Here is a 22,285-nt window from a genome sequence, read left to right on the forward strand (position 1 = left end):
GAGGCCCCATGGACTACTTGCCCATCTTTTGCCGACTCGACAACAAACCCGTGCTGCTGGTCGGCGGCGGCGAGGTAGCGGAGCGCAAGGCGCGCCTGCTGCTGGATGCCGGTGCCCAGCTCACAGTCGTAGCGCCCGAGCTCGACCCCGAGCTGGCGGAACTGGCTGCCAACGGCAGCATCGAGTGGCTGGCCGGTGAATTCGCGCCGCAGCAACTGACGGGCAAGTGGCTGGTGGTGGCCGCCACCGATCGGCGCGAGGTGAACGCCCTGGTCTACCAGAGCGCCAATCAGGCACGGATCTTTGCCAACGTGGTGGATGACCCGAAACGCTCCAGCTTCATCATGCCGTCGATCATCGACCGCTCGCCGCTGATGGTGGCCATCTCCTCCGGCGGCAAGGCCCCGGTGCTGGCCCGCTTGCTGCGGGAAAAACTCGAAGCCCTGCTGCCCCAGCATCTGGGCGCCGTGGCGGCCTTCGCCGGCAGCCTGCGGGAGCGGGTCAAGGCCCGCTTCGCCAGCATGGGCGAGCGGCGCCGCTTCTGGGAACGGCTGCTCGGGGCGGACCGGCTCGGGCAGGCGCTGGCACGGGGCGATAGCGCCTCTGCCAATCAGCTGGCCGACAGCCTGTTTGCCGACGAGAGCCAGACCGCTGGCGAGGTGGTGCTGGTGGGGGCAGGCCCCGGCGATCCGGGCCTGCTCACCCTGCACGCCCTGCGCCAGATGCAGCAGGCGGACGTGGTGGTCTATGACCGGCTGGTCTCCGACGAGGTGATGGCGCTGGTGCGCCGGGATGCCAAGCGTATCTTCGTCGGCAAGCAGGCGGGCAACCACTGCGTGCCGCAGGAGGGGATCAACCAGCTGTTGCTGGAGGAGGCGAAGAAGGGCCAGCGGGTGGTGCGGCTGAAGGGGGGCGACCCCTTCATCTTCGGCCGAGGCGGCGAGGAGCTGGAGACGCTGGTCGGCAGCGGCATCGGCTTTCAGGTGGTGCCGGGGATCACCGCGGCCAGCGGCTGCGCGGCCTACGCCGGCATTCCGCTGACTCACCGCGACCACGCCCAGAGCGTGCGCTTCGTCACCGCCCACGGCAAAGGGGGCGCCCAGGATCTCGACTGGCCGCTGCTGGCCAAAGACAAGCAGACCCTGGTGTTCTACATGGGGCTCTCCTCCTGTGCCACCATCCGCGAGCAGCTGCTGACCCACGGCAAGGCGGGCGACACCCCGGTGGCGCTGATCGAGCGCGGCACCCAGCCAAGCCAGCGGGTCATTCGCGGCACCCTCGATCAGCTGCCCGAACTGGCGGTAGGGGTCGAGAGTCCGGCCCTCATCATGGTGGGATCCGTGGTGACCCTGGCGGACCAGCTTGCCTGGTTCGGGCAAGGATGCGCCGCCGACGCGGCCCTCGCCTCGGCCTGATCGCGGCATCCATTCCAACGCCACCCTCGGGTGGCGTTTCTTTTTCTGCATTTACTGTCATAACCTCTTGTTTTGAGTCTGGTATCCTATGGGGTGTGTCAGCCGGACCACCGAATTCAGGAATTCTGCTTCATGTCCCTCCCCGCCAAGAACAGCGCCAAACAGCGTGAACAAGACAGATCGCGCATTCTCACCCTGCTGCTGGCCGATGATGCCCTCACCGACAGCCTGCTCGACCCGCAAGGGGTGCAGGATGCCACTCTGCGGGATCAGACCAGCGAGCTCACCCGGCTGGTCAACAGCCTGCCCGCCGCCGATATCGCCGATGCGCTGGAATCCCTGCCGCCGGACGAGCGTCACGTGCTGTGGCAGCAGGTGGACGAGGAGAAGCACGGCCAGATCCTGGTCGAGGCGTCGGAGACGGTGTGGGACAGCCTCATCAGCGGCATGAGCGACAAGGAGCTGCTGCACGCCCTGCGCACCCTCGACATCGACGATCAGATCTATCTGGGCCAGTACCTGCCCCGCAACCTGATGGGGCGGCTGCTCACCTCCATGGCCCCGGCCCAGCGCGACCGGGTGCGGGAGGTGATCCGCTACGGCAAGCACACGGTCGGCGCCATGATGGACTTCGAGCTCATCACGGTGCGGGCCGAGGTGAGCCTGGCCACGGTGCAGCGCTACCTGCGCCTGCGCGGCAAGATCCCCGCCAACACCGACAAGCTGTTCGTCACCGACCGGCGCAACCGGCTGCAGGGGGAGCTGCCGCTCACCACTGTGCTGCTGCACAGACCCGAGACCCTGGTGCGCGACGTGATGGAGAAGGATCCGGTCACCTTCGATCCGGAAGACAACGATGAGGCCGCCGCCCGCACCTTCGAGCGGGACGACCTGGTCTCCGCCGCCGTCATCGACGGCCGTGGCAAGCTGATGGGCCGGCTCACCGTCGCCGAGGTGGTGGATCTGGTCTATGAGGAGAGTGACACCGACCTGCGCCGGATGGGGGGGATCAGTGAAGAGGAGGACGTGTTCGCGCCCGTCTCCAAGGCGGTCAAGACCCGCTGGGCCTGGCTCGCCATCAACCTCTGCACCGCCTTCGTGGCATCGCGGGTGATCGGTCTGTTCGAGCACACCATCTCCCAGCTGGTGGCGCTGGCCGCGCTGATGCCCATCGTCGCCGGCATCGGCGGCAACACCGGCAACCAGACCATCACCATGATAGTGCGGGCGCTGGCGCTGCAGCATATCCAGACCGGCAACGTCTCCTTCCTGCTGTGGCGCGAGCTGGGGGTGGCCCTGATCAACGGCCTGGTGTGGGGCGGCACCATGGGGGTGGCCACCTACATCCTCTATCAGGATGCGGCGCTGGGCGCGGTGATGACGCTCGCCATGATGCTCAACCTGCTGGTGGCGGCGCTGATGGGGGTCATCATCCCCATGACCATGAGCCGGCTGGGCCGCGATCCGGCGGTGGGGGCCAGCGTGATGATCACCGCCATCACCGACACCGGCGGCTTCTTCATCTTCCTGGGGCTGGCCACCCTGTTCCTGCTTTAATCCGCTTAGCAATAAAAAGGGAGCCTTTATGGCTCCCTTGTTCATTTGGCGCGGCCGCTACACCCGGTATTTGGCCACCGCCTGGTTGAGCAGCTTGGCCTGCTCGGTCAGGCCGTGACTCGACTTGGCGTTCTCCTCCGCCATCAGGCTCGACTCCTGGGCGATGTCGCGGATGTTGTTGACGTTGCGGTTCACCTCATTGGCCACCAGGCTCTGCTGCTCGATGGCGGCGGCAATCTGGGTGCTCATGTCCATGATGTGGGTGACGTCCTGGGTGATCTGCTCCAGCAGTTCGCCCGCCATGCTGGCCTGCTCCGAGCTGCTGTTGCCCTGCTCGCGGCAGGTCGCCATCATGCCCACTATGTTGCCGGTCTGCTTCTGCAGCGAGCTGATGATACCGGCGATCTCCTGAGTCGACTTCTGGGTGCGGATGGCGAGGCTACGCACCTCGTCCGCCACCACCGCAAAGCCGCGCCCCTGATCCCCCGCCCGCGCCGCCTCGATGGCCGCGTTGAGAGCCAGCAGGTTGGTCTGCTCGGCGATGCCGCGGATCACGTCCAGCACAGAGCCGATGGTTTCGCTCTCCTGCTGCAGCTGGGCCACTTCGCGGGAGGAGTTCTCCAGATTGTCGGCCAGGGAGCGGATCTGGCTGACGGTGTTCTCCACCGCACTGCGTCCCTCCATCGCCTTGTTGTTGGTGGTCTGGGCATTGTTGGCGGCCTGCTCGGTGTTACGGGCGATCTCCTCTATGGTGGAGCCCATCTCGGTGGAGGCGGTCGCCACCATGTCGGTCTCCTGCAGCTGGCGAGCGGCCCCCTCGCTGGTGCGGCGCACGTTGCCGGAGAGGTGATCCGCCGCCTCGGTCAGGGTGTGTACGCTCTGCTTCACGTCGCCGATGAGGTGGCGAAAGCCCCCCAGCATCACGTCCAGATTGCCTGCCAGCTGGGCCATCTCGTCCGCCCCCTGCAGCTCTATCTTGAGGCGCAGATCGTTGTCCTGCCGGATGCGGTTGACGGTGTCATTCACCCGCGAGATGGGGCGGTCGATGCTGCGGCCCAATAGCATGCTCATGATGCCGATCAGCACTATGATGATGCCGCCGCAGACCAGCATCAGGGTATTGAGGCGTGAGGTCTGCCGTACCAGCTCGTCGGCGATGTGCTTGCCGACGGCGGTAAAGCCCTGCTCGGTCTGATGCACCAGGCCCCGCATCTCATTGCGCAGCCCCTCATCTTCACTCAGTCCGAGCACTTGCATGCCCTGCACCAGCGCGACGAAGTCCTGCCGGTACTGCTCGCTGGCCTGCTCCAGCTTGCCGCGATCAGCCTCCGGCAGGGTTGCCAGCCGCTGCTGGAAGTCCTTGTGCAGGGTCTGGAAGCGCTCCAGATACTGGATGTCCGAGCGCAGCATGAAGTCTTTCTCCGCCCGCCGCAGCTGCAACATGGTGATGAGCAACCCCTGCTCATCGAGCTGCTTGAGCCCCTCTTCCACCTGATGCACCGCGGTTCTCAAACGCCCATAGAGGCCGTCTTCCGGCCCCAGCCCGATGATCTGCTGCTGGGCCACCAGATCGTTGAAGGCCTTGCCATAGGCCCCCATCTGTTGATCCAGCCGGGTCAGCTCGCCCTGCACGGCGCTGAGGTTGTCATCCTGACCCAGGGTCTGGTTGAGCTGGTGAAAATTGGCCAGCACCTCGTTGAAGCGGGTCACGAAGGCCGGATCCTTGCGGATCAGGAAATCCTTCTCGGCCCGTCGTAGGTTGAGCATGGCGATCTCGAGCCCGTCCACGTTGCGCTGGGCCTCGGTCAGATGGCGACTCACCTGGTTGGAGTAGAGAAACAGGCCGCTCAATACCAGCATGGCAACGGCGACCAGCGCGGTATTCAGGATCAATTTATGACGGATCAGCACGATGAACCTCTCACAAGCACGGGATGGACTGCATTGAGCTTATGCGGAAAACGTTATCCCCGTTGTTGTTCAAGGAATATTCATTGAAATGCCGGTCCCACTCCTTATACTGGATCCCACCTGTTTCCAGCGGTGGATTTGACACAATGGAATACAACACTTCAGAACTGTGCGACATCTATCAGGACATGGTGGATGTGCTCGAACCCATGCTCTGCTCCTTCGGCGGCCGCGCCTCGTTCGGCGGCGTCATCACCACAGTTAAATGCTTCGAATCAAACGGCCTGATCCGTGAACTCGTCAAAGAGAACGGCGTCGGTCGGGTGTTGCTGATCGATGGCGGTGGCTCCATGCGCCGCGCCCTTATCGACAGCGAGATCGCCACCACGGCGGCCGAAAACGAGTGGGAAGGGATCGTCTGCTACGGCTGCGTGCGCGAGGTCGACATTCTGGAAGACTTGGATATCGGCATTCAAGCGCTGGCAGCCATTCCGGTGGGTGCCGACAGCAAGGACGTGGGCGAGACCGATCTGCCGGTCAACTTCGGCGGTGTCACCTTCCTGCCGGACGACCACCTCTACGCCGATACCACAGGGGTGATCCTCTCCCCCGATGCACTCGACATCGAGTAAGCAGAGCAGAGTGAAAATGGGAGCCAAGGCTCCCATTTTTTATACCCGTCGCTGGCCGAAAACATGCAAAAAAAGAGGGCCAGTAAAAACTGGCCCCTTAACTGGAAGCAATGTGAGCAATGTCGTGCCTTCACAAGAAGTCCATCACGTTGGAACGAATGAAGTCTTTCCCGGAAAACAATGTAACAATAATCATTCTCATTTAACTTGGCAACTCTTATTTGCCAAAAATGCAAAAAAATTGACCACCGCAGTGGGTGGTCAATCTCGTCAGGCTTGCCGGGTGGCCGTTTGCAGGCTGGCCAATCCGGCCTCGCCCACCAGCTTGCGGCTGAGATAACGCAGCAGCACGCCGTAGAGCGGCACAAACAATCCCAGGCTTATCAGCAGCTTGAACACGTAGTCCACGGTGGCAATCTCGACCCAGTGCTCGGCCATGAAGGGATCCGTGCTGCGCCAGAAGGCGATGGTAAAGAAAGCGATGGTGTCCACCAGGTTGCCGAACAGGGTGGAGGCAGCCGGTGCCACCCACCAGGCTTTCAACAACCGCAGTCGGTTGAACACCACCACGTCCATGAACTGGCCCACCAGATAGGCCATAAAGCTGGCTAACGCAATCCGGGCAACAAAGAGATTGAATTCGGCCAGGTTGCCGACGCCCTGGAAGCTGCCCTCGAAGAACAGCACCGACAGGGCATAGGAGATGGCCAGCGCCGGCAGCATCACGGTCTGGATGATCTTGCGCGCCAGACCGGCCCCGAAGATCCGCACCGTCAAGTCGGTGGCCAGAAAGATGAACGGGAAGCTGAAGGCACCCCAGGTGGTGTGGAAGCCGAAGATGGTGATCGGCAGCTGCACCAGGTAGTTGCTGCTGGCAATGATCAGGATGTGGAACAACGAGAGGCGCACCAGCGCCGTCTGGTGCTGAGCAGGGGTCAGATTCATATTGTGACCTTTTTGGTTAATGGGGTTAGGGAACCCATACCGCCACCATTGGCGATAATTGAGGGGCGAGATTATACGCCCCCACACTGATAGTTCAATCTTTATGCGGTTGCTTGATGCTGCCGCCCCTGCTCAGCCCTGATGCTGGCGGGCCAGCCAGAGCAGTACCTCGGCATCGGCCGGCTGCTCCGCCGCCAGCCAGCAGCCGCTGTAGTGTTCGTATTCGAGCCGAAAGCGGCTCCCTTCGAACTCCAGCAGCCAGCTGTGACGATCGGCACCACACTCCCGCTCGAGCGCCACCAGCTCCCACTCCTGCAACAGAGCCTCGGCCAGAGTCGGAAAGCTGTCCCAGTCGAGCGCGGGGTTCACCAGCGTCACCACCCCGGCTTCCCTGTCTGTCTGCGCGATACGCCAGTTCATCTGCGACTCCTCAACTGCTGCAAGAGAGCTCGCCACCGCAATACCATGCCGGTTGCGGAGTAGCGAGATCCTCGTATTCGGGTTGCTCATCATAGGGGCGTTGCAGGGCCGCAAACAGCCGCTCGAACGGTGCCATGTCGCCCTGCTCGGCGGCCTCGATCACCCGCTGGGCCAGCGCGTTGCGCAGCACATACTTGGGGTTGACCGCATCCATCAGCCCCTTGCGCACGCCATCCTCACTCCCTTCCCGGGCCAGGCGCGCCCGATAGGCCTCAAGCCACCCTTGCCAGGCGGCAGGCTCCGGCAGCAGGGCCAGCAGGCTGACGGGCCATGCCCCCTCTCCCGTCACCTCACCGAGACGACGCAGGAACAGGTGGTAATCCACCCCGTGCGCCGCCAGCAGCCGGAACAGCTCGCGAAACAGCGCAGGATCGTCCTCTTCCCACACCGCCAGCCCCAGTTTGGCGCGCATCAGTTCGGAGTAGTGCAGCATCAACTGGTGTTCGTACTGGGCCAGGGCCGCTGCCAGCGTGTCCCCATCCACGTGGCCGGCCAGCGCCTGCGCCAGCTTTTGCAAATTCCAGTAACCCACCGCCGGCTGCTGATCCAGCGCATAGCGGCCGCCCGGATCCGAGTGGTTGCAGACAAAGTCCGGCACATAGGCATCGATGAAGCCGTAGGGACCGTAATCCAGCGTCAGCCCGAGCAGCGACATGTTGTCGGTGTTCATCACCCCGTGGCAGAAGCCTGCTGCCTGCCACTTGGCGATGAGCCGCGCGGTGCGGCGCACCACTTCGGCAAACAGCTCGGCACCATCGGCCAGCTCGGGGAAATGGTGGCGCAGCAGATAATCGATAAGGGCCGGGATCCGCTCCCCCTGCCCGCTCCAGGCGAAATACTCGACGTGGCCGAAGCGCAGATGACTCGGGGCGGTACGCAGCACGGTCGCACCTGTCTCCACCTGTTCGCGGTAGACCGGCTCCTGGCTGCCCACCAGCACCAGTGCCCGGGTGGTGGGGATACCGAGGGCATGCAGCGCCTCGGAGGCCAAATACTCGCGAATACTGGAGCGGAGCACAGCGCGGCCATCGCCGAAACGGGAGAAGGGGGTCTTGCCCGCCCCTTTCAGGTGCAGGTCCCAGCGGCTGCCATCCGGCGCCAGCTGCTCCCCCAGCAGCAGGGCGCGGCCATCGCCAAGGCGTGGGCTGTAACCGCCGAACTGGTGGCCCGCATAGACCTGGGCCACCGGCTGCATGCCGGGCAAGGGCTGCCCATGGCCACAGCAGGCCAGCCAGTCGGCCTCGCTCACCGCCCCCAGCCCCAGCTCGCCGAGCAGCGCACGGTTGAGGTGCAGCAGGCCGGGGGCATGCAGTGGCTGGGGTGCGACAGGCTCGCAGGCCCAGGGTAGTTCGGTGGCAAAAGTGTTGATCAGCTTCATGGTGGTGCGGTTCGTCCCTGCGTATGCTCGTGTCACTCTTTATACCGCCGTCGGCCAGCACTGGCTAACGGACGATGCGCTATTTCATTTCAAGGAGAAGAAGATGCAAAGATGGTTGGGCGCCCTGCCCCTGTTGCTGTTGTTGTGGGGGCCGGCCCAGGCGGCCGATATCGAGGCAGGCAAGGCCAAGGCCGCCGTCTGCGCCACCTGTCACGGGGTCGAAGGCAAGGCTCTTATTCCCAACTATCCCCATCTGGCTGGGCAAAACGCCGCCTATCTGGTGAAACAGTTGAAGGCCTTCAAGGATGGCAGCCGCAAGGAGCCTTTGATGGTGCCCTTCATGGCGCCGCTCACCGATGCGGACATGGAGAACCTAGCGGCCTATTACGCCAGTCTCAAATAACCAGGCGCGCCCGGCAGAAGGGCGCCGCCAGTTGGCGAAGCTTCTGCCCGGCTCTACTTCACCAACCTTTTACCGACGGCAGTAGTCGATGATCAGGTCCATAAAGGCTTCGCCGAAGCGTTCCAGCTTGCGGTGACCCACGCCGTTGACCGCCAGCATTTCCGCCTCGGTCATCGGCATCAGCTGCGCCATCTCGACCAGGGTGGCGTCGTTGAATACCACGTAGGGCGGCACCTCTTCATCCTCGGCGATCTGCTTGCGCAGGGCGCGCAGCTCCTTGAACAGCCGCTTGTCGTAGTTGGCGTTGTCGAGCAGGCCGTTGCGCTTCTCCTTGCGGCTGGAGATGGGCTGCAGGCGCGGCACCGCCAGATCCAGCTTCACCTCGCCGCGCAGCACGGGACGGGCCGCCTCGGTCAACTGCAGCACCAGATTGCGGGTGATGTTTTGGGTCAGCAGCCCCTTATGGATCAACTGGCGGATGACGCTCATCCAGTACTCGTGGCTCTGATCCTTGCCGATGCCGTAGGTCGACAGCTTGTCGTGGCCGTGATCCTTGATGCGCTGGTTCAGCGACCCGCGCAGCACCTCCACCACATAACCCACCCCGAAGTTCTGCCCCACCCGCCAGACGCAGGAGAGCGCCTTCTGGGCATCTTCGGTGCCGTCATAGCTCTGGGGCGGGTCGAGGCAGATGTCGCAGTTGCCGCACGGCTTGTCGTTGTACTCGCCGAAGTAGTTGAGCAGCACCTGGCGCCGGCAGGTCTGCGCCTCGGCGAAGGCCGCCATCACGTTGAGCTTGTACTGCTCCACCTGCAACTGCTGGGGGTTTTCGATGTTGTCGAGCAGCCGGCGCACCCGGCCGATGTCGGCGGGATCGTACAGCAGCAGCGCCTCGGCCGGGGTACCGTCACGGCCGGCCCGGCCGGTTTCCTGATAGTAGGACTCAATGTTCTTGGGAATGTCGTAGTGCACCACGAAGCGCACGTTGGGCTTGTCGATGCCCATGCCGAACGCCACCGTCGCCACCACTATCTCGATGTCGTCCTTCAGGAAGGACTCCTGCGTGCGCTGGCGCAGCTCGAGCGGCAGGCCGGCGTGATAGGGCGCCGCCTTGCAGCCGTGGCGGGAGAGCCGCTCGGCCACCTCCTCCACCCGATTGCGGCTGGAGCAGTAGACGATGCCGCAGTTGCCCTTCTGACTCTGCACGTAGCGCAGCAACTGCTCCGCCGCCTTGAACTTCTCCACCAGGCTGTAGCGTATGTTGGGTCGATCGAAGCTGGCGGTGTGGATAAAGGGGTCGTGGAGTTCCAACCGATGTAGCATATCGCTGCGGGTCGCCTCATCAGCAGTGGCGGTGAGCGCCACTACCGGCACCTGCGGGAACCACTGCTTGAGCCGGCCCAGCGCCGCGTATTCCGGTCGAAAGTCGTGCCCCCACTGGGAGACGCAGTGCGCCTCGTCGATGGCAAACAGGCCGAGCGGCAGCTCCGCCAGCCGATCCATAAACTCGTGCTGCAGCAGGCGTTCGGGGGAGACATAGACGATTTTTATCTCGCCGCGCCGCATGGCGGCAAAATTCTGGATCATCTCCTCCCGGCTGAGGGCCGAGTTGATGTAGACCGCCGCCACGCCGTTGGCGCGCAGGCTGTCCACCTGATCCTTCATCAGCGAAATGAGGGGAGAGACCACTACCCCGAGCCCAGGGCGCAACAATGCAGGGATCTGGTAGCAGAGCGACTTGCCGCCACCGGTGGGCTTGAGCACCAGCGCATCGCGCCCCGCCACAATCTGCTCGATGATTTCGAGCTGGCCCGGCCGGAATTGCTGATAGCCGAACACCGCCTGCAGCAGGGCAAGCGGATTCTCTGGCTGAGGGTCAGGCAGGGTTTCGGCAATGGCGGTCATGGGCTCTCCTTTGGGGTCGCCATTCTAAAGCAGCCGCCGCCCACAATAAACCTGCCATTGCGACTGTTAAGGAAGTGTTGCAGACTGGCTGGAGTTTTTACTCGGTCGTACTGCCAGGGATCGGACTCAAGGAATGAAACAGATGCTCAAGAAGATGGCGCTCAGTGGCATTGCCAACCTGTTCGCCGAGAGGATGCCGTTCAACAAGCTGATTGGCATGCAGGTAACGCACTACGACTTCGACAAGGTGGAGCTGCGCATCAAGATGGAGGAGAAGCTGATCGGCAACCCCTTCCACAACATCCTGCACGGCGGCGTCACCGCCAGCCTGCTCGATGTGGCCGGCGGCATGATAGTCGCCGCCTCCTGCATCGACGAGCTGGAAGACTTCTCCCCCAGCTACCTCAAGGAGCGCTTCTCCCGCCTCGGTACCATCGATCTGCGGGTGGACTACCTGCGGCCGGGGCGCGGCAACGAGTTCATCGCCACCGCCCACATCATCCGGGCCGGCAGCAAGGTCGCGGTTGCCCGCATGGAACTGCACAACGAAGAAGGGACTCATATCGCCTTCGGTACCGGCACCTATCTGGTAGGCTGAGCCAACCTATTGCATAAAAACCACGCTGCTAATCTGATTTTAATCATTAGAAACCTTACCCCCTCTGCCGCCACCAGGTTCATACTGAAAGTCGGGATTGTGTGCAGAGGGAGGATTGCAGGCGATGAGTGCGAAACTGGCCACCAAACCATCCAGAGCCTTGTTGAGGCAGCTCGAGTCCATGCTCGACGAGGTGCAGACACCCGAGTGTCGCCACTGGCTGGAACAGGAGCTTGAGGGATACTCTCTCTGTTCGCCCCTGCCCTGGTATCGCATCATAGCCTGTCGGCAACGCGGTCACTTCTTGGACCTGAAGACGGGAAAATACCTGACTTGTCATATCAACAGTCAAACGCTAAGCCAACGCGACCTGGCCCAAATTCAGTTCATCTATGCCCGTGAACCCGCCGCCCACTATTTGCTGCAACGCAATTCCGGTATTGAACCCTGGCCAGAACAGCTGCTGGAAGATTATCAGGAGCAGCTGATCCCCGGCCATCTATGCCTGCAAGCCTGGCATGAGCCCGTGTCTTCATTACGTGAACAACTGATGGAGGGAATCGAACATTTCATTAGTGAGTACCCCAAGCACGCGGCCTTGCAACCTCAGCACGGCTTCAAGGCATTGCGGCATCAGCACTGGCATATCTAACAGGCGCCTAGCGCGCAAGGAGGGCACCATAGACAGAACCCAACCAGAGATTGCCACAATCTAGAGTGCCGGAGTCAGGATCAGACTCCACCCTGGGCCACCGAGCGGTGGCCCTTTTATTGCCCAGCGCCGGGCAACGGAACTGACGAGATGGATGAAACAGAGGGCCAGAGAGACAAAGGAGCATTGCAGTTACCCTAGCAAGCCGCCAGCCTTGAATATTTCCCTTCACTTGCGCAAACGCCAAATGCGAAAAGGCCGCTCTATTGAGCGGCCTTTTCTAATGTGGTCGGTGTGAGAGGATTCGAACCTCCGACCCCTTCGTCCCGAACGAAGTGCGCTACCAAGCTGCGCTACACACCGATGTCTGCGGGACGGGAATTTACCGAAAGCCCCGACTCGACACAAGCCTTTTTTACGTTTGGAAGCAAAAAAATGGCTGTTCGCTCAACTATTCGTCAGTTCCATCCGTCCTGAGCCGTCAGCGGCCAAAAAATGGCCTGGCAACGCTTATGACACAGTGAGCTGGAATTCGGCCGGGCCGAGCAAGCGACGACGCCAGTCAGCGACCACACCATGCTCCAGCCAGTCTGCCGCATGCTTGCGCCAGTTGGGCGAGAGGGCCGGATTTTCCAGCAGCAACAGCAGGTCCGCCTCGTTGCGCAGCTGGTTGAACAAGATGTCGGCGGTGCGCTTTACCGTCAGCTCAGGGTAGGGCCTGTCCACCAGCTCCAGCCGCTCCTGCGGCATCACCATTCCCTCCTCCAGCACCCGCAACAGCCAGCCGCAGCGGCCGCTGAGCTGCATCACCTGCGACATCTGGCCATAGCCGAAACGCTGGTTGAGCTTGAAGCAGGGGGATCTGGGCTGGCTTATCTGGATCAGCGCCTCGCCGAGTCGATAGACATCGCCGATGCAGGCCTGCGCCTCGGTCAGCCCGACCCCGGAGAGGTTCTCGCCGAAGGCAGCCGGTTGCCAGGGAGTACGCGGGGCCGGCAGGCCCAGCGCCGTCTGCCAGTTGTGCCACCAGGGGTAGTGATCGGCGGGATAGTAGTGCAGCGCCCGATCAGGGCCACCATGGTGGCGCTGGTCGCACTGTTCGTCGCCAGCCAGACCATTGGGACCGCACCAGAGCGGTATGGAGGTGGCTTGTTTGTGGATGGCACTGACAAGGCCGGGAACCAGTTCGGTACCCTGGCCGCTAAAGATGGAGATCCGCATTCTCATCCTCCGGATTGACGAGAGAATGCGGATCTTAACACGAGGTCAGGCGACTGCCTGCATCTGGGTGGTCATGGCGATCTCGGCGCGGCGACGTTTCTCCGCCTTGGCCATCAGATACCAGCTGCCGAAGGTGAACAGCGATACCGACAGCAGGATCAGGCTGGCCACCGCGTTGATCTCGGGTTTCACCCCGAGCCGCACCGCTGAGAACACCTCCATCGGCAGGGTGGTCGAGCCCGGGCCGGAGACGAAGCTCGCCAGCACCAGGTCATCCAGCGACAGGGCAAACGACATCATGCCGCCCGCCGCCAGCGAGGGGGCGATCATCGGGATGGTGATCAGGAAGAACACCTTCCAAGGCTTGGCCCCCAGATCCATGGCCGCCTCCTCGATGGAGAGATCCAGTTCCCGCAGGCGGGCCGACACCACGATCGCCACATAGGCAGTACAGAAGGTGGTGTGGGCGATCCAGATGGTCACCATGCCCCGCTCGGCGGGCCAGCCCACCAGCTGGGCCATGGCCACGAACAGCAGCAGCAAGGAGAGACCAGTGATCACCTCGGGCATCACCAGCGGCGCCGTCACCATGCCGCCGAACAGGGTCCGGCCACGGAAGTGCGGGATCCGGGTCAGCACGAAGGCCGCCACCGTCCCCAGCGCCACCGCCGCGATGGCGGTATAGAAGGCGATCTCCAGCGAACGCAGTACCGAACCTATCAACTGCTTGTTGTCGAGCAGGCCGAAATACCACTTCAGCGACCAGCCGCCCCAGACCGTCACCAGCTTGGAGGCGTTGAAGGAGTAGATCACCATGATGATCATCGGCAGGTAGATGAACAGCAGCCCCAGCCACAGCATCAGCTTGGCAAAACCAAAGCGCCTCATACTTTCCCCTCCAGCTCTTTGGCCTGGTTGCGGTTGAACAGGATGATCGGAATGATCAGCACCGCCAGCATCACCACCGCCAGGGCGGACGCCACCGGCCAGTCACGGTTGTTGAAGAACTCCTGCCACAGCACCTTGCCGATCATCAGGGTCTCGGGGCCGCCCAGCAGCTCCGGAATGACGAACTCGCCCACCACCGGGATGAACACCAGCATGCAGCCAGCGATGATGCCGTTCTTGGAGAGCGGTACCGTGATCTGCCAGAACCGGGTCAGGTTGCGGGCACCGAGGTCGGAGGCCGCCTCCAGCAGGCTCTGGTCGTGCTTGACCAGGTTGGCGTAGAGCGGCAACACCATGAACGGCAGGTAGGAGTAAACGATGCCGATGTAGACCGCCAGGTTGGTGTTGAGGATCTGCAGCGGCTCGTTGATGAGGCCGATGCCCATCAACAGGCTGTTGAGCAGGCCGTTGTTGCTGAGAATGCCCATCCAGGCGTAGACCCGGATCAGGATCGCGGTCCAGGTCGGCATCATGATGAGCAACAGCAGAACGGTCTGGGTCTCCTTGTTGGCCCGGGCGATGGAATAGGCCATCGGATAGCCGATCAGCAGACAGAGCACAGTGCTGATGAAAGCCATCTTGAGGGAGCCGAGATAGGCCGCGATGTAGAGCTCATCTTCCTGCAGCAGCAGGTAGTTGCCCATGTGCAGCAAGATGGTGAGCTGATCGTCGGCCCAGCTCACCACGTCGGTGTAGGGCGGGATCGCCACGTCCGCTTCGGCAAAGCTGATCTTCACCACTATGATGAAGGGCAGCAGGAAGAACAGGAACAGCCAGAAGAACGGGATGCCGATCACCAGCTGCCGCCCCCCCAGTGCCTTCAGTCGTCTCAATGCCATCATGATTGCAGCACCACGCCGCTGTCATCTTCCCAGTAGAGGAACACCTGGTCATCCCAGGTCGGCCGCTTGCCGTGGCGTTCGGCATTGGCGATGAAAGCCTGAACGATTTTGCCCGAAGGCAACTGGATGTGATAAACCGAATGACCGCCCAGATAGGCGATGTCATAGACTTCGCCCTTGGTCCAGTTGAAGTCCGGATGCTCGATCTCCACCGGCTTTTGCAGACTCATCAGCAGTTTTTCCGGCCGCAGGGCGTAGGTGACCTTCTTGTTCTCGGCGCGGGAGCTGATGCCGTGGCCCACATAGATGGGCTGCTCCAGATCGGCGCAGGCGATGGTGGCGTGGTCCTGCTCATCCTCCACCAGCAGGCCGTCGAACAGGTTGACGTTGCCGATGAACTCGCACACCAGCCGGCTGGCCGGGGTTTCGTAGATGTCCATCGGGCTGCCGATCTGCTCGATGCAGCCCAGGTGCATGATGGCGATCCGTTCGGCCATGGTCATCGCCTCTTCCTGATCGTGGGTCACCATGACGCAGGTTACCCCGACCCGTTCGATGATCTCGACCAGCTCGAGCTGCATCTGGGAGCGCAGCTTCTTGTCCAGCGCCCCCATGGGCTCATCCAGCAGCAGCAGCTTGGGGCGCTTGGCCAGCGAGCGCGCCAGCGCCACCCGCTGGCGCTGGCCGCCGGAGAGCTGATGGGGCTTGCGACGGGCATACTGGGTCATCTGCACCAGCTTGAGCATCTCCTCCACCCGGGCATCGACCTCCGCCTTGGGCAGGCCATCCTGCTTGAGGCCGAAGGCGATGTTCTGCGCCACCGTCATGTGGGGGAACAGGGCGTAGGACTGGAACATCATGTTGATGGGGCGTTCATAGGGCGGCATGTCGGTGATGTCGACCCCGTCGAGGAACAAGCGCCCCTCGGTGGGACGCTCGAACCCCGCCAGCATCCGCAGCAGGGTCGACTTGCCGGAGCCGGACCCGCCCAGCAGGGCGAAGATCTCGCCCTTGTGGATGTTGAGGGACACGTTGTCGACCGCCAGCGTTTCATCGAACTGCTTGCTTACCCTGTCTATCTTGACCAGCACTTCTTTGCGTTGCTGGCTGCCCTCGAGGGCTTTCTTGTAGGCACTGGAGGCTATCGCCATTACCAAACTCCCAAAGGTAATACCGGCCGGGGCCGATCCATAAAACAGTCTGGCGCCCCGGGATGGGCGCCAAGGTTAGGTTCCGGACTTGATCTTGGTCCAACTCCGGGTGATCAGGCGCTGCACCGCACGGGGATGTGCCTGCTGCACATACAGCCGCTCCAGCACCGCCTGGGGTGGATAGACGGACTCGTCATTGCGCACGTGCTCCTCCATGAACTCCCCCGCCTTGGCGTTGGGGTTCGCGTAGCCCACATGATTGCTGATCTGGGCAATCACCTCTGGCTGCAGCACGTAGTTGATGAGGGCGTGCGCCTCTTTCACATTGGTGGCATCAGCCGGGATCGCCATCATGTCGAACCAGAGGTTGCCCCCCTCCTTCGGTATGCTGTAGGCGATCTTGATCCCCTTGCCGGCTTCGTCGGCACGGGCCGCCGCCTGCAGGATGTCGCCGGAGAAACCGGCCGCCACGCAGATGTCGCCGTTGGCGAGATCGCCGATGTACTTGGAGGAGTGGAAATAGGCCACGTAGGGGCGCACCTTGAGCAGCTGCTCCTCGGCGCGCTTGAGATCCGCCGGATCCTGGCTGTTGGGGTTGAGCCCCAGATAGTTGAGCGCCGCCGGGATCATCTCGTCTGCCGAGTCGAGGAAGGCGACCCCGCAACGGGCCAGTTTCTGCATGTTTTCCGGTTCGAAGATCACGGCCCAGGAGTCAATCTTGTCGACCCCCAGCACAGCCTTGACCTTGTCGATGTTGTAACCGATGCCATTGGTGCCCCACAGATAGGGCACGGCGTACTGATGACCCGGATCCACCTTGTCGAGCTGCTTGAGCAGCACGGGATCCAGGTTGGCCAGATTGGGCAGCAGGGCGGGATCCAGCTTCTGGAAGGCCCCCGCCTTGATCTGTTTGGCCAGGAAATTGTTGGAGGGCACCACCAGATCGTAACCGGTGCGTCCGGTCAGCAGCTTGCCTTCGAGGGTTTCGTTGGAATCAAACACGTCATAGACGGTCTGGATCCCGGTCGCCCGCTGAAAGTCGCTGAGGGTGGTCTCGCCGATATAGTCGGACCAGTTGTAAAAGTGGACTACAGGGGCTGCCTGAGCCACATTTGCCAACCCCAGAGCCAGGGCCATCGTCACTATCTTGGTTGTGTGCACTTACTCAGTCCTCTTAATGTGTGATTTGCCAGTCGCGCATCCTTACGCGCCGTCCAACCTGTCGGGTGGGTCACCTCCCTCCCGGCCGAACTGCGGACCGGGAGGGGCACTCGTCACTTACTTGCCTGACTTGATCTTGGTCCAGCTACGCGTCATCAGACGCTGCACCTTGGCCGGCAGATCCGGGAAGGTGTAGATCTTGGCCAGCGTCTCGTCGCTCGGGTAGATGCCCGGATCGTTGCGGATCTTCTCGGACACCAGCGGCACGGAAGCCTTGTTGCCACTCGGGTAGCTGACGGCGTCGGAGATCTTGGCGATCACCTCCGGCTTCATCAGGTAGTTCAGGAACACATGGGCCGCCTCCACGTTCTTGGCATCGGCCGGGATGGCCAGCATGTCGAAGAAGCTGCCTGCCCCCTCTTTCGGGATCACGTAGGTCAGGTTGACGCCGTTCTTGGCCTCGATCGCCCGTGACTTGGACTGCTGCAAGTCACCGGAGTAACCGACCGCCACGCACAGGTTGCCGTTGGCCAGATCCGAAATGTATTTGGAGGAGTGGAAGTAGGCGGTATAGGGACGGATGGAGAGGAACAGCTCCTCCGCCTTCTTCAGCTCGTCCGGCTTCTGGCTGTCCGGCTTGAAGCCCAGGTATTGCAGGGCGGCCGGCAGCATTTCGGTCGGCGAGTCGAGGAAGGAGACACCGCACTCCTTCAACTTGGCCATGTTTTCCGGTTTGAACACCAGATCCCAGGAATCCACCGGCGCCTTGTCACCCAGCACGGCTTTCACCTTCTCCGGGTTGTAGGCATAACCGATGGTGCCCCACAGGTAAGGAATGGAGTACTGGTTACCCGGGTCGCTCGGTTCGAGCGCCTTGAGCAACGAGGTATCCAGGTTTTGCCAGTTGGAGAGCTTGGACTTGTCCAGCTTCTGGAACACGCCCGCCTTGATCTGCTTGGCCAGGAAGGGGTTGGACGGCACGACGATGTCATAGCCCGAACTGCCGGCCAGCAACTTGGCTTCCAGCACCTCGTTGCTGTCGAACACGTCGTAGACCACCTTGATGCCCGTCTCTTTCTGGAAGTCTTCCAGCGTGTTTGGCGCGATATAATCGCTCCAGTTGTAGACGTGCAACACCTTGTCCTCGGCCATCGCCCCGGTACTCATCATGACCAGTGCCACAGAGGCTGCAATCATTCCCGTTTTGAAAGACATCGTCCTTGTCTCCTAAGCAAATTGTATGCGCAAGCCAACCTGCCCGGCGCCCGCCTATCCCCGCAGCTTTGCCGCCGTCAGATCGAGACTGAGCCTGGCCAGATTGACCAATTCATCCACCTGTTCCTCGGTGATCACCAAGGGGGGCGATATGATCATGGTATCGCCGACCGCCCTCATCACCAAGCCATTGTTAAAGCAGAACTCCCGACAGGTCATACCGGCCTGCAGCCCAGCCGGGAAGCGGCTGTTGGTCTGCTTGTCCTGCACTATTTCCAGCGCGGCCACCAGGCCTTTGCCACGGGTTTCGCCCACCAGCGGATGGTCCGCCAGCTCCGCCCAGCGGCGCTGCAAATAGGGGCCGATGGTATCATGAACTCGCTTAACTATGCTTTCGTTTTGCATAAGCGTAATGTTGGCAATCGCCACGGCGCAGGCCACCGGATGGCCGGAATAGGTGAAGCCGTGGTTGAACTCGCCTCCCTCTTCCACCAGTACCTTGGCGACCCTGTCCCCCACCATCACGGCCCCCATCGGCAGATAGCCGGAGGTGATGCCCTTGGCCAGGCACATGAGATCCGGCTTGATGCCGAAGCCTTCGCTGGCGAACCAGTGACCGGTGCGGCCAAAGCCGCAGATCACCTCGTCGGCGATCAGCAGGATGCCGTACTTGTCGCAGATGCGCTGGATCTCGGGCCAGTAGCTGTCGGGCGGGATGATGACGCCGCCGGCGCCCTGGATCGGCTCGCCGATAAAGGCGGCCACCTGGTCCACCCCCAGCGCCAGAATCTTCTCCTCCAGCTGACGGGCACGGGCCAGCCCGAATTCGTGGGCGCTCATCCCCTGCCCCTCGCCGAAGTGATAGGGCTGGTCGATGTGCACGATACCGGGGATCGGCAATCCGCCCTGGGCGTGCATCCCCTTCATGCCGCCCAGGCTGGCGCCCGCCACGGTGGAACCGTGGTAGGCGTTGTGGCGGCTGATGATCACCTGCTTGTCCGGCTGCCCCTTGCTGGCCCAGTAGTGGCGCACCATGCGAAGCACGGTATCGTTGCACTCGGAGCCCGAACCGGTGAAGAAGACGTGGTTGAGGTGCGGCGGCGTGATCTCGGCCAGCAGGGTCGCCAGCTCGGCAGCGGGCGGGTGGCTGGTCTGGAAGAAGAGGTTGTAGTAGGGCAGTTGCTGCATCTGGCGGGTGGCGGCGTCCACCAGCTCCTGGCGGCCATAGCCCAGGTTGACGCACCACAGGCCGGCCATGCCGTCCAGAATGCGCTTGCCTTCGGAGTCTTCCAGATAGACGCCTTCGGCCCGGGTGATGATGCGGCTGCCTTTCTTGTTCAGTGCCTGAAAATCGGTAAACGGATGCAGGTGATGGCTGGCTTCCAGTTGCTGCCACTCACGGGTGGTATGCTGCATTGCTTGCTCCTCGGTTCCTTCGATTTAAGCGATGTTTGTTGGTCAGTTGAGGAGGTACAGACAACTCCCCCGGTCACGGTGACGCACCGAGTGTCGTGCAGTGCCTGCTCCCCAACTGTCTCGATTCATGCGGGAGGGGCCGGCGGCCCCTCCGGGCAGGGTGATGCGCGACCGGCGCGCATCTGGGTCACACGTTCAGCAGCAGGAACTCCCGTTCCCAGCGGCTGATCACCCCGAAGTAGGTCTCATATTCCTTGCGTTTGACCGCCACAAAGGCCCGGGTAAAGCGCTCGCCCAGCATCTCCTTGATGGGGTCGCACTGCTCCAGGTGGCTCAATGCCTCCTCCAGCGAGCGGGGCAGGCTGTAGGGCAGCTCATAGGCGCTCGACTTCATCTCCGGCAGCGGCTCCAGCTTCTCCATCATGCCGAGGTAGCCGCAGGCCAGGGTGGCGGCCAGCGCCAGATAAGGGTTGGCATCGGCGCCGGCGAAGCGGTTCTCCACCCGGCGGGCACTGGCCTCGGAGAAGGGCACCCGCAGCCCGCAGGTGCGGTTCTCCACCCCCCACTGCACGTTGCGTGGCGCGCTCTCGCCAAAGGTGAGGCGGCGGTAGGAGTTGACGTTGGGGGCCAGCAGCGCGGTCACCGCCGGCGTGTATTTCTGCAGGCCGGCGATGAAGTGCATGAACAGCTCGGAGTGGCCGCCGTTCTCGGTGCCGAACAGGTTGCGGCCGTTCACATCTTCCAGGCTCTGGTGGATGTGCATGGCGGAGCCGGGCTCGTCGCTCATCGGTTTGGCCATGAAGGTGGCGTAAATCCCGTGGCGGTGGGCCGCTTCCCGCATGGTGCGCTTGAACAGGAACACCTGATCCGCCAGATCGACGGCGTCGCCGTGCAGGAAGTTGATCTCCATCTGGGCGGCGCCGGACTCGTGGATCAGGGTGTCCACCTCCAGCTCCTGCGCCTCGCAGTAGTCGTACATGTCTTCAAAGATGGGGTCGAATTCGTTGACCGCATCGATGCTGAACGATTGGCGGGCCGTCTCTGGGCGGCCGTTGCGCCCCACCGGCGGCACCAGCGGATAGTCGGGGTCTTCGTTGCGCTTGACCAGATAGAATTCCAGCTCGGGGGCCACCACCGGTTTCCAGCCCTGCTTCTCGTAAAATGACAGGACCCGACGCAGCACGGAGCGCGGCGCGATGTCGATCAGCTTGCCATTGATGTCGAAACAGTCGTGGATCACCTGGGCGGTCGGCTCCAGCGCCCAGGGGACGAAACGAATGGTGTTGGGATCGGGATAGAGCTGCATGTCCCGCTCCAGCGGGTCGATCATGCTGTCGTCATCCGGATACTCGCCGGTCACCGTCTGGGTGAAGATGACCTCGGGCAGCCGCATGCCCCCCTCGCGCAGAAACTTGTTGGCTGGAATGATCTTGCCTCGGGCATTGCCGGTGAAATCCGGAAACAGGCACTCCACTTCCGTGATGCGATTGCTCTCCATCCAGCCCTTGATACTGTCCATGTTAAACCCCGACTCTACGGTTGCCATTGGCAAGGGTGTCTAATATATGGAACACCCTTGTTATCAAATTGTAATCAACACCACCATAAAAGCCCGCCATCAGGGGCAATGTCAAGCGGTGGTGTTTAAAAAACTATAAATAACGGCGCATATAATGACCATCGCGGGGACAAATACTAAACACCCTGGCGTGATAACGACTCACTGCAAGCCCGGTGCCAACAAGCGTGCAGGATCCCCCATGTTCTCAGTCAGACCCTGTCTGAATCGGGTCATTTTTTTGCAAGGGCGCACAATACTTGTCCTCTTTGCTTTGCATGCCTGCATTTTTTTGGTACAAGGCCCGCCCTGATTTGCACTCTCCTGCTTGGATTTGGTGCAAATTCAGGACACAGGGCTTGGTCTGCAGGCAGACAGCCCCCATAAACAGGGATAATTGGGTTAGTAAACTGACTGGTAGTAAATCGTATGTGTGATTTCATGACTGAAGACCAACTGGCCTTTTACAAGGGACAGATCGAGCGCCAGATCCTCGAACTCGAAGATCGCCTCAACTCCCAGGCCAGCCAGGCCATCGCCACCGATACCAACGAGATGGCTGATGAAATTGACCGTGCCAGCATCGAGGAAGCCCGTCGTCTGGAGCTGAACCGCATCGAGCATGACAAGCTGCATCTGCGCAAGCTGCGTGGTGCCCTCAAGCGCATCAGCGAAGGGGATTTCGGTTACTGCGAATCCTGCGGTGACGAGATCTCCCTCAAGCGGCTGCAGGCTCGTCCCGAGTCCCGCTTCTGCGTTGAATGCCAGAGCACCAAGGAGTTCAACGATACCCACGTGTATCGTCGCGTCGCCTGACGCCTCGCTGCCTGCTCACATTCGCTCGGCGAGCGTCGCCAGCGGGGTGGGCATGCAGGTGACAATGAGGACACCAGGCTG

The 22,285-nt window shown here is 62.0% G+C and carries 20 protein-coding genes and 1 tRNA gene; 7 read left to right on the forward strand and 14 right to left on the reverse strand.

What is annotated here, in order from left to right; all coding sequences use genetic code 11:
• The first annotated feature begins 8 nt into the window (after positions 1–8).
• Both cysG and mgtE read left to right on the forward strand, forming a co-directional pair.
• Entirely contained in the window at positions 9–1,415 is a 1,407-nt protein-coding gene (gene cysG / locus OKC44_RS16615; protein ID WP_270814183.1) for a siroheme synthase CysG, read from the forward strand.
• A gap of 132 nt (positions 1,416–1,547) precedes the next feature.
• Positions 1,548–2,972, forward strand: coding sequence for a magnesium transporter (gene mgtE / locus OKC44_RS16620; protein WP_039213006.1), 1,425 nt, complete (start codon positions 1,548–1,550; stop codon positions 2,970–2,972).
• A 57-nt stretch (positions 2,973–3,029) separates the two neighbouring features.
• Here the strand turns inward: mgtE and OKC44_RS16625 are convergent, their stop codons facing one another.
• Positions 3,030–4,883: a methyl-accepting chemotaxis protein gene (locus OKC44_RS16625; RefSeq protein ID WP_017409750.1), complete on the reverse strand. Its 1,854-nt coding sequence runs from the start codon at positions 4,881–4,883 to the stop codon at positions 3,030–3,032.
• Between the two features lie 146 nt (positions 4,884–5,029).
• Here OKC44_RS16625 and rraA point away from each other — a divergent pair, with 146 nt between their 5' ends.
• Complete coding sequence (rraA, locus tag OKC44_RS16630) at positions 5,030–5,515, forward strand: ribonuclease E activity regulator RraA (protein ID WP_005306574.1); 486 nt, start codon at positions 5,030–5,032, stop codon at positions 5,513–5,515.
• 270 nt (positions 5,516–5,785) lie between these two features.
• Here the strand turns inward: rraA and OKC44_RS16635 are convergent, their stop codons facing one another.
• From OKC44_RS16635 to OKC44_RS16645, 3 genes are all read right to left on the reverse strand, one after another.
• Positions 5,786–6,460 carry a 7-cyano-7-deazaguanine/7-aminomethyl-7-deazaguanine transporter gene (locus OKC44_RS16635; protein WP_118880163.1) on the reverse strand — a complete coding sequence of 225 codons (675 nt, stop codon included), beginning with the start codon at positions 6,458–6,460 and terminating at the stop codon, positions 5,786–5,788.
• A gap of 132 nt (positions 6,461–6,592) precedes the next feature.
• Positions 6,593–6,880: a DUF3630 family protein gene (locus OKC44_RS16640; RefSeq protein ID WP_162901770.1), complete on the reverse strand. Its 288-nt coding sequence runs from the start codon at positions 6,878–6,880 to the stop codon at positions 6,593–6,595.
• A gap of 10 nt (positions 6,881–6,890) precedes the next feature.
• Positions 6,891–8,318: a protein adenylyltransferase SelO gene (locus OKC44_RS16645; RefSeq protein WP_270814187.1), complete on the reverse strand. Its 1,428-nt coding sequence runs from the start codon at positions 8,316–8,318 to the stop codon at positions 6,891–6,893.
• A gap of 103 nt (positions 8,319–8,421) precedes the next feature.
• On the opposite strand from OKC44_RS16645, the gene OKC44_RS16650 reads away from it, so the two are divergent.
• Positions 8,422–8,721: a c-type cytochrome gene (locus OKC44_RS16650; protein WP_270814190.1), complete on the forward strand. Its 300-nt coding sequence runs from the start codon at positions 8,422–8,424 to the stop codon at positions 8,719–8,721.
• A gap of 69 nt (positions 8,722–8,790) precedes the next feature.
• On the opposite strand, the gene recQ is transcribed toward OKC44_RS16650, so the two are convergent.
• Positions 8,791–10,626 carry an ATP-dependent DNA helicase RecQ gene (recQ, locus tag OKC44_RS16655; protein ID WP_011707789.1) on the reverse strand — a complete coding sequence of 612 codons (1,836 nt, stop codon included), beginning with the start codon at positions 10,624–10,626 and terminating at the stop codon, positions 8,791–8,793.
• A gap of 133 nt (positions 10,627–10,759) precedes the next feature.
• Here recQ and OKC44_RS16660 point away from each other — a divergent pair, with 133 nt between their 5' ends.
• A complete protein-coding gene (locus OKC44_RS16660; protein WP_029306122.1) occupies positions 10,760–11,224 on the forward strand; it encodes a thioesterase family protein in 465 nt (154 codons plus the stop codon).
• A gap of 124 nt (positions 11,225–11,348) precedes the next feature.
• Positions 11,349–11,876, forward strand: a complete 528-nt coding sequence (locus OKC44_RS16665; protein ID WP_011707791.1) for an AbiTii domain-containing protein — start codon at positions 11,349–11,351, stop codon at positions 11,874–11,876.
• A gap of 286 nt (positions 11,877–12,162) precedes the next feature.
• Here the strand turns inward: OKC44_RS16665 and OKC44_RS16670 are convergent.
• The 9 genes from OKC44_RS16670 to OKC44_RS16710 all read right to left on the reverse strand — a co-directional run bounded on the left by OKC44_RS16670 (position 12,163) and on the right by OKC44_RS16710 (position 21,349).
• Positions 12,163–12,239, reverse strand: a tRNA-Pro gene (locus OKC44_RS16670).
• Between the two features lie 147 nt (positions 12,240–12,386).
• Entirely contained in the window at positions 12,387–13,097 is a 711-nt protein-coding gene (locus OKC44_RS16675) for an MOSC domain-containing protein (RefSeq protein WP_130631463.1), read from the reverse strand.
• 45 nt (positions 13,098–13,142) lie between these two features.
• Positions 13,143–13,985, reverse strand: coding sequence for an ABC transporter permease subunit (locus OKC44_RS16680; protein ID WP_011707793.1), 843 nt, complete (start codon positions 13,983–13,985; stop codon positions 13,143–13,145).
• Complete coding sequence (locus OKC44_RS16685) at positions 13,982–14,887, reverse strand: ABC transporter permease subunit (protein WP_017409743.1); 906 nt, start codon at positions 14,885–14,887, stop codon at positions 13,982–13,984. The genes OKC44_RS16680 and OKC44_RS16685 overlap by 4 nt, the downstream gene beginning before the upstream one ends.
• On the reverse strand, positions 14,884–16,038 hold the full coding sequence (gene potA / locus OKC44_RS16690) for a polyamine ABC transporter ATP-binding protein (RefSeq protein ID WP_011707795.1): 1,155 nt from the start codon (positions 16,036–16,038) through the stop codon (positions 14,884–14,886). Before potA ends, OKC44_RS16685 begins: the two co-directional genes overlap by 4 nt.
• A 75-nt stretch (positions 16,039–16,113) precedes the next feature.
• A complete protein-coding gene (locus OKC44_RS16695; protein WP_219255756.1) occupies positions 16,114–17,175 on the reverse strand; it encodes a polyamine ABC transporter substrate-binding protein in 1,062 nt (353 codons plus the stop codon).
• A gap of 141 nt (positions 17,176–17,316) precedes the next feature.
• A complete protein-coding gene (locus tag OKC44_RS16700; protein WP_016352333.1) occupies positions 17,317–18,414 on the reverse strand; it encodes a polyamine ABC transporter substrate-binding protein in 1,098 nt (365 codons plus the stop codon).
• 54 nt (positions 18,415–18,468) lie between these two features.
• Positions 18,469–19,830: an aspartate aminotransferase family protein gene (locus tag OKC44_RS16705; RefSeq protein ID WP_011707798.1), complete on the reverse strand. Its 1,362-nt coding sequence runs from the start codon at positions 19,828–19,830 to the stop codon at positions 18,469–18,471.
• Between the two features lie 187 nt (positions 19,831–20,017).
• Positions 20,018–21,349, reverse strand: coding sequence for a glutamine synthetase family protein (locus OKC44_RS16710; protein WP_011707799.1), 1,332 nt, complete (start codon positions 21,347–21,349; stop codon positions 20,018–20,020).
• 468 nt (positions 21,350–21,817) lie between these two features.
• Here OKC44_RS16710 and OKC44_RS16715 point away from each other — a divergent pair, with 468 nt between their 5' ends.
• Positions 21,818–22,204, forward strand: a complete 387-nt coding sequence (locus OKC44_RS16715; RefSeq protein WP_010635769.1) for a TraR/DksA family transcriptional regulator — start codon at positions 21,818–21,820, stop codon at positions 22,202–22,204.
• The last annotated feature ends 81 nt before the right edge of the window (positions 22,205–22,285 follow it).

Source organism: Aeromonas sp. S41-2 (assembly GCF_027705845.1).
Taxonomy (GTDB): domain Bacteria; phylum Pseudomonadota; class Gammaproteobacteria; order Enterobacterales; family Aeromonadaceae; genus Aeromonas; species Aeromonas hydrophila.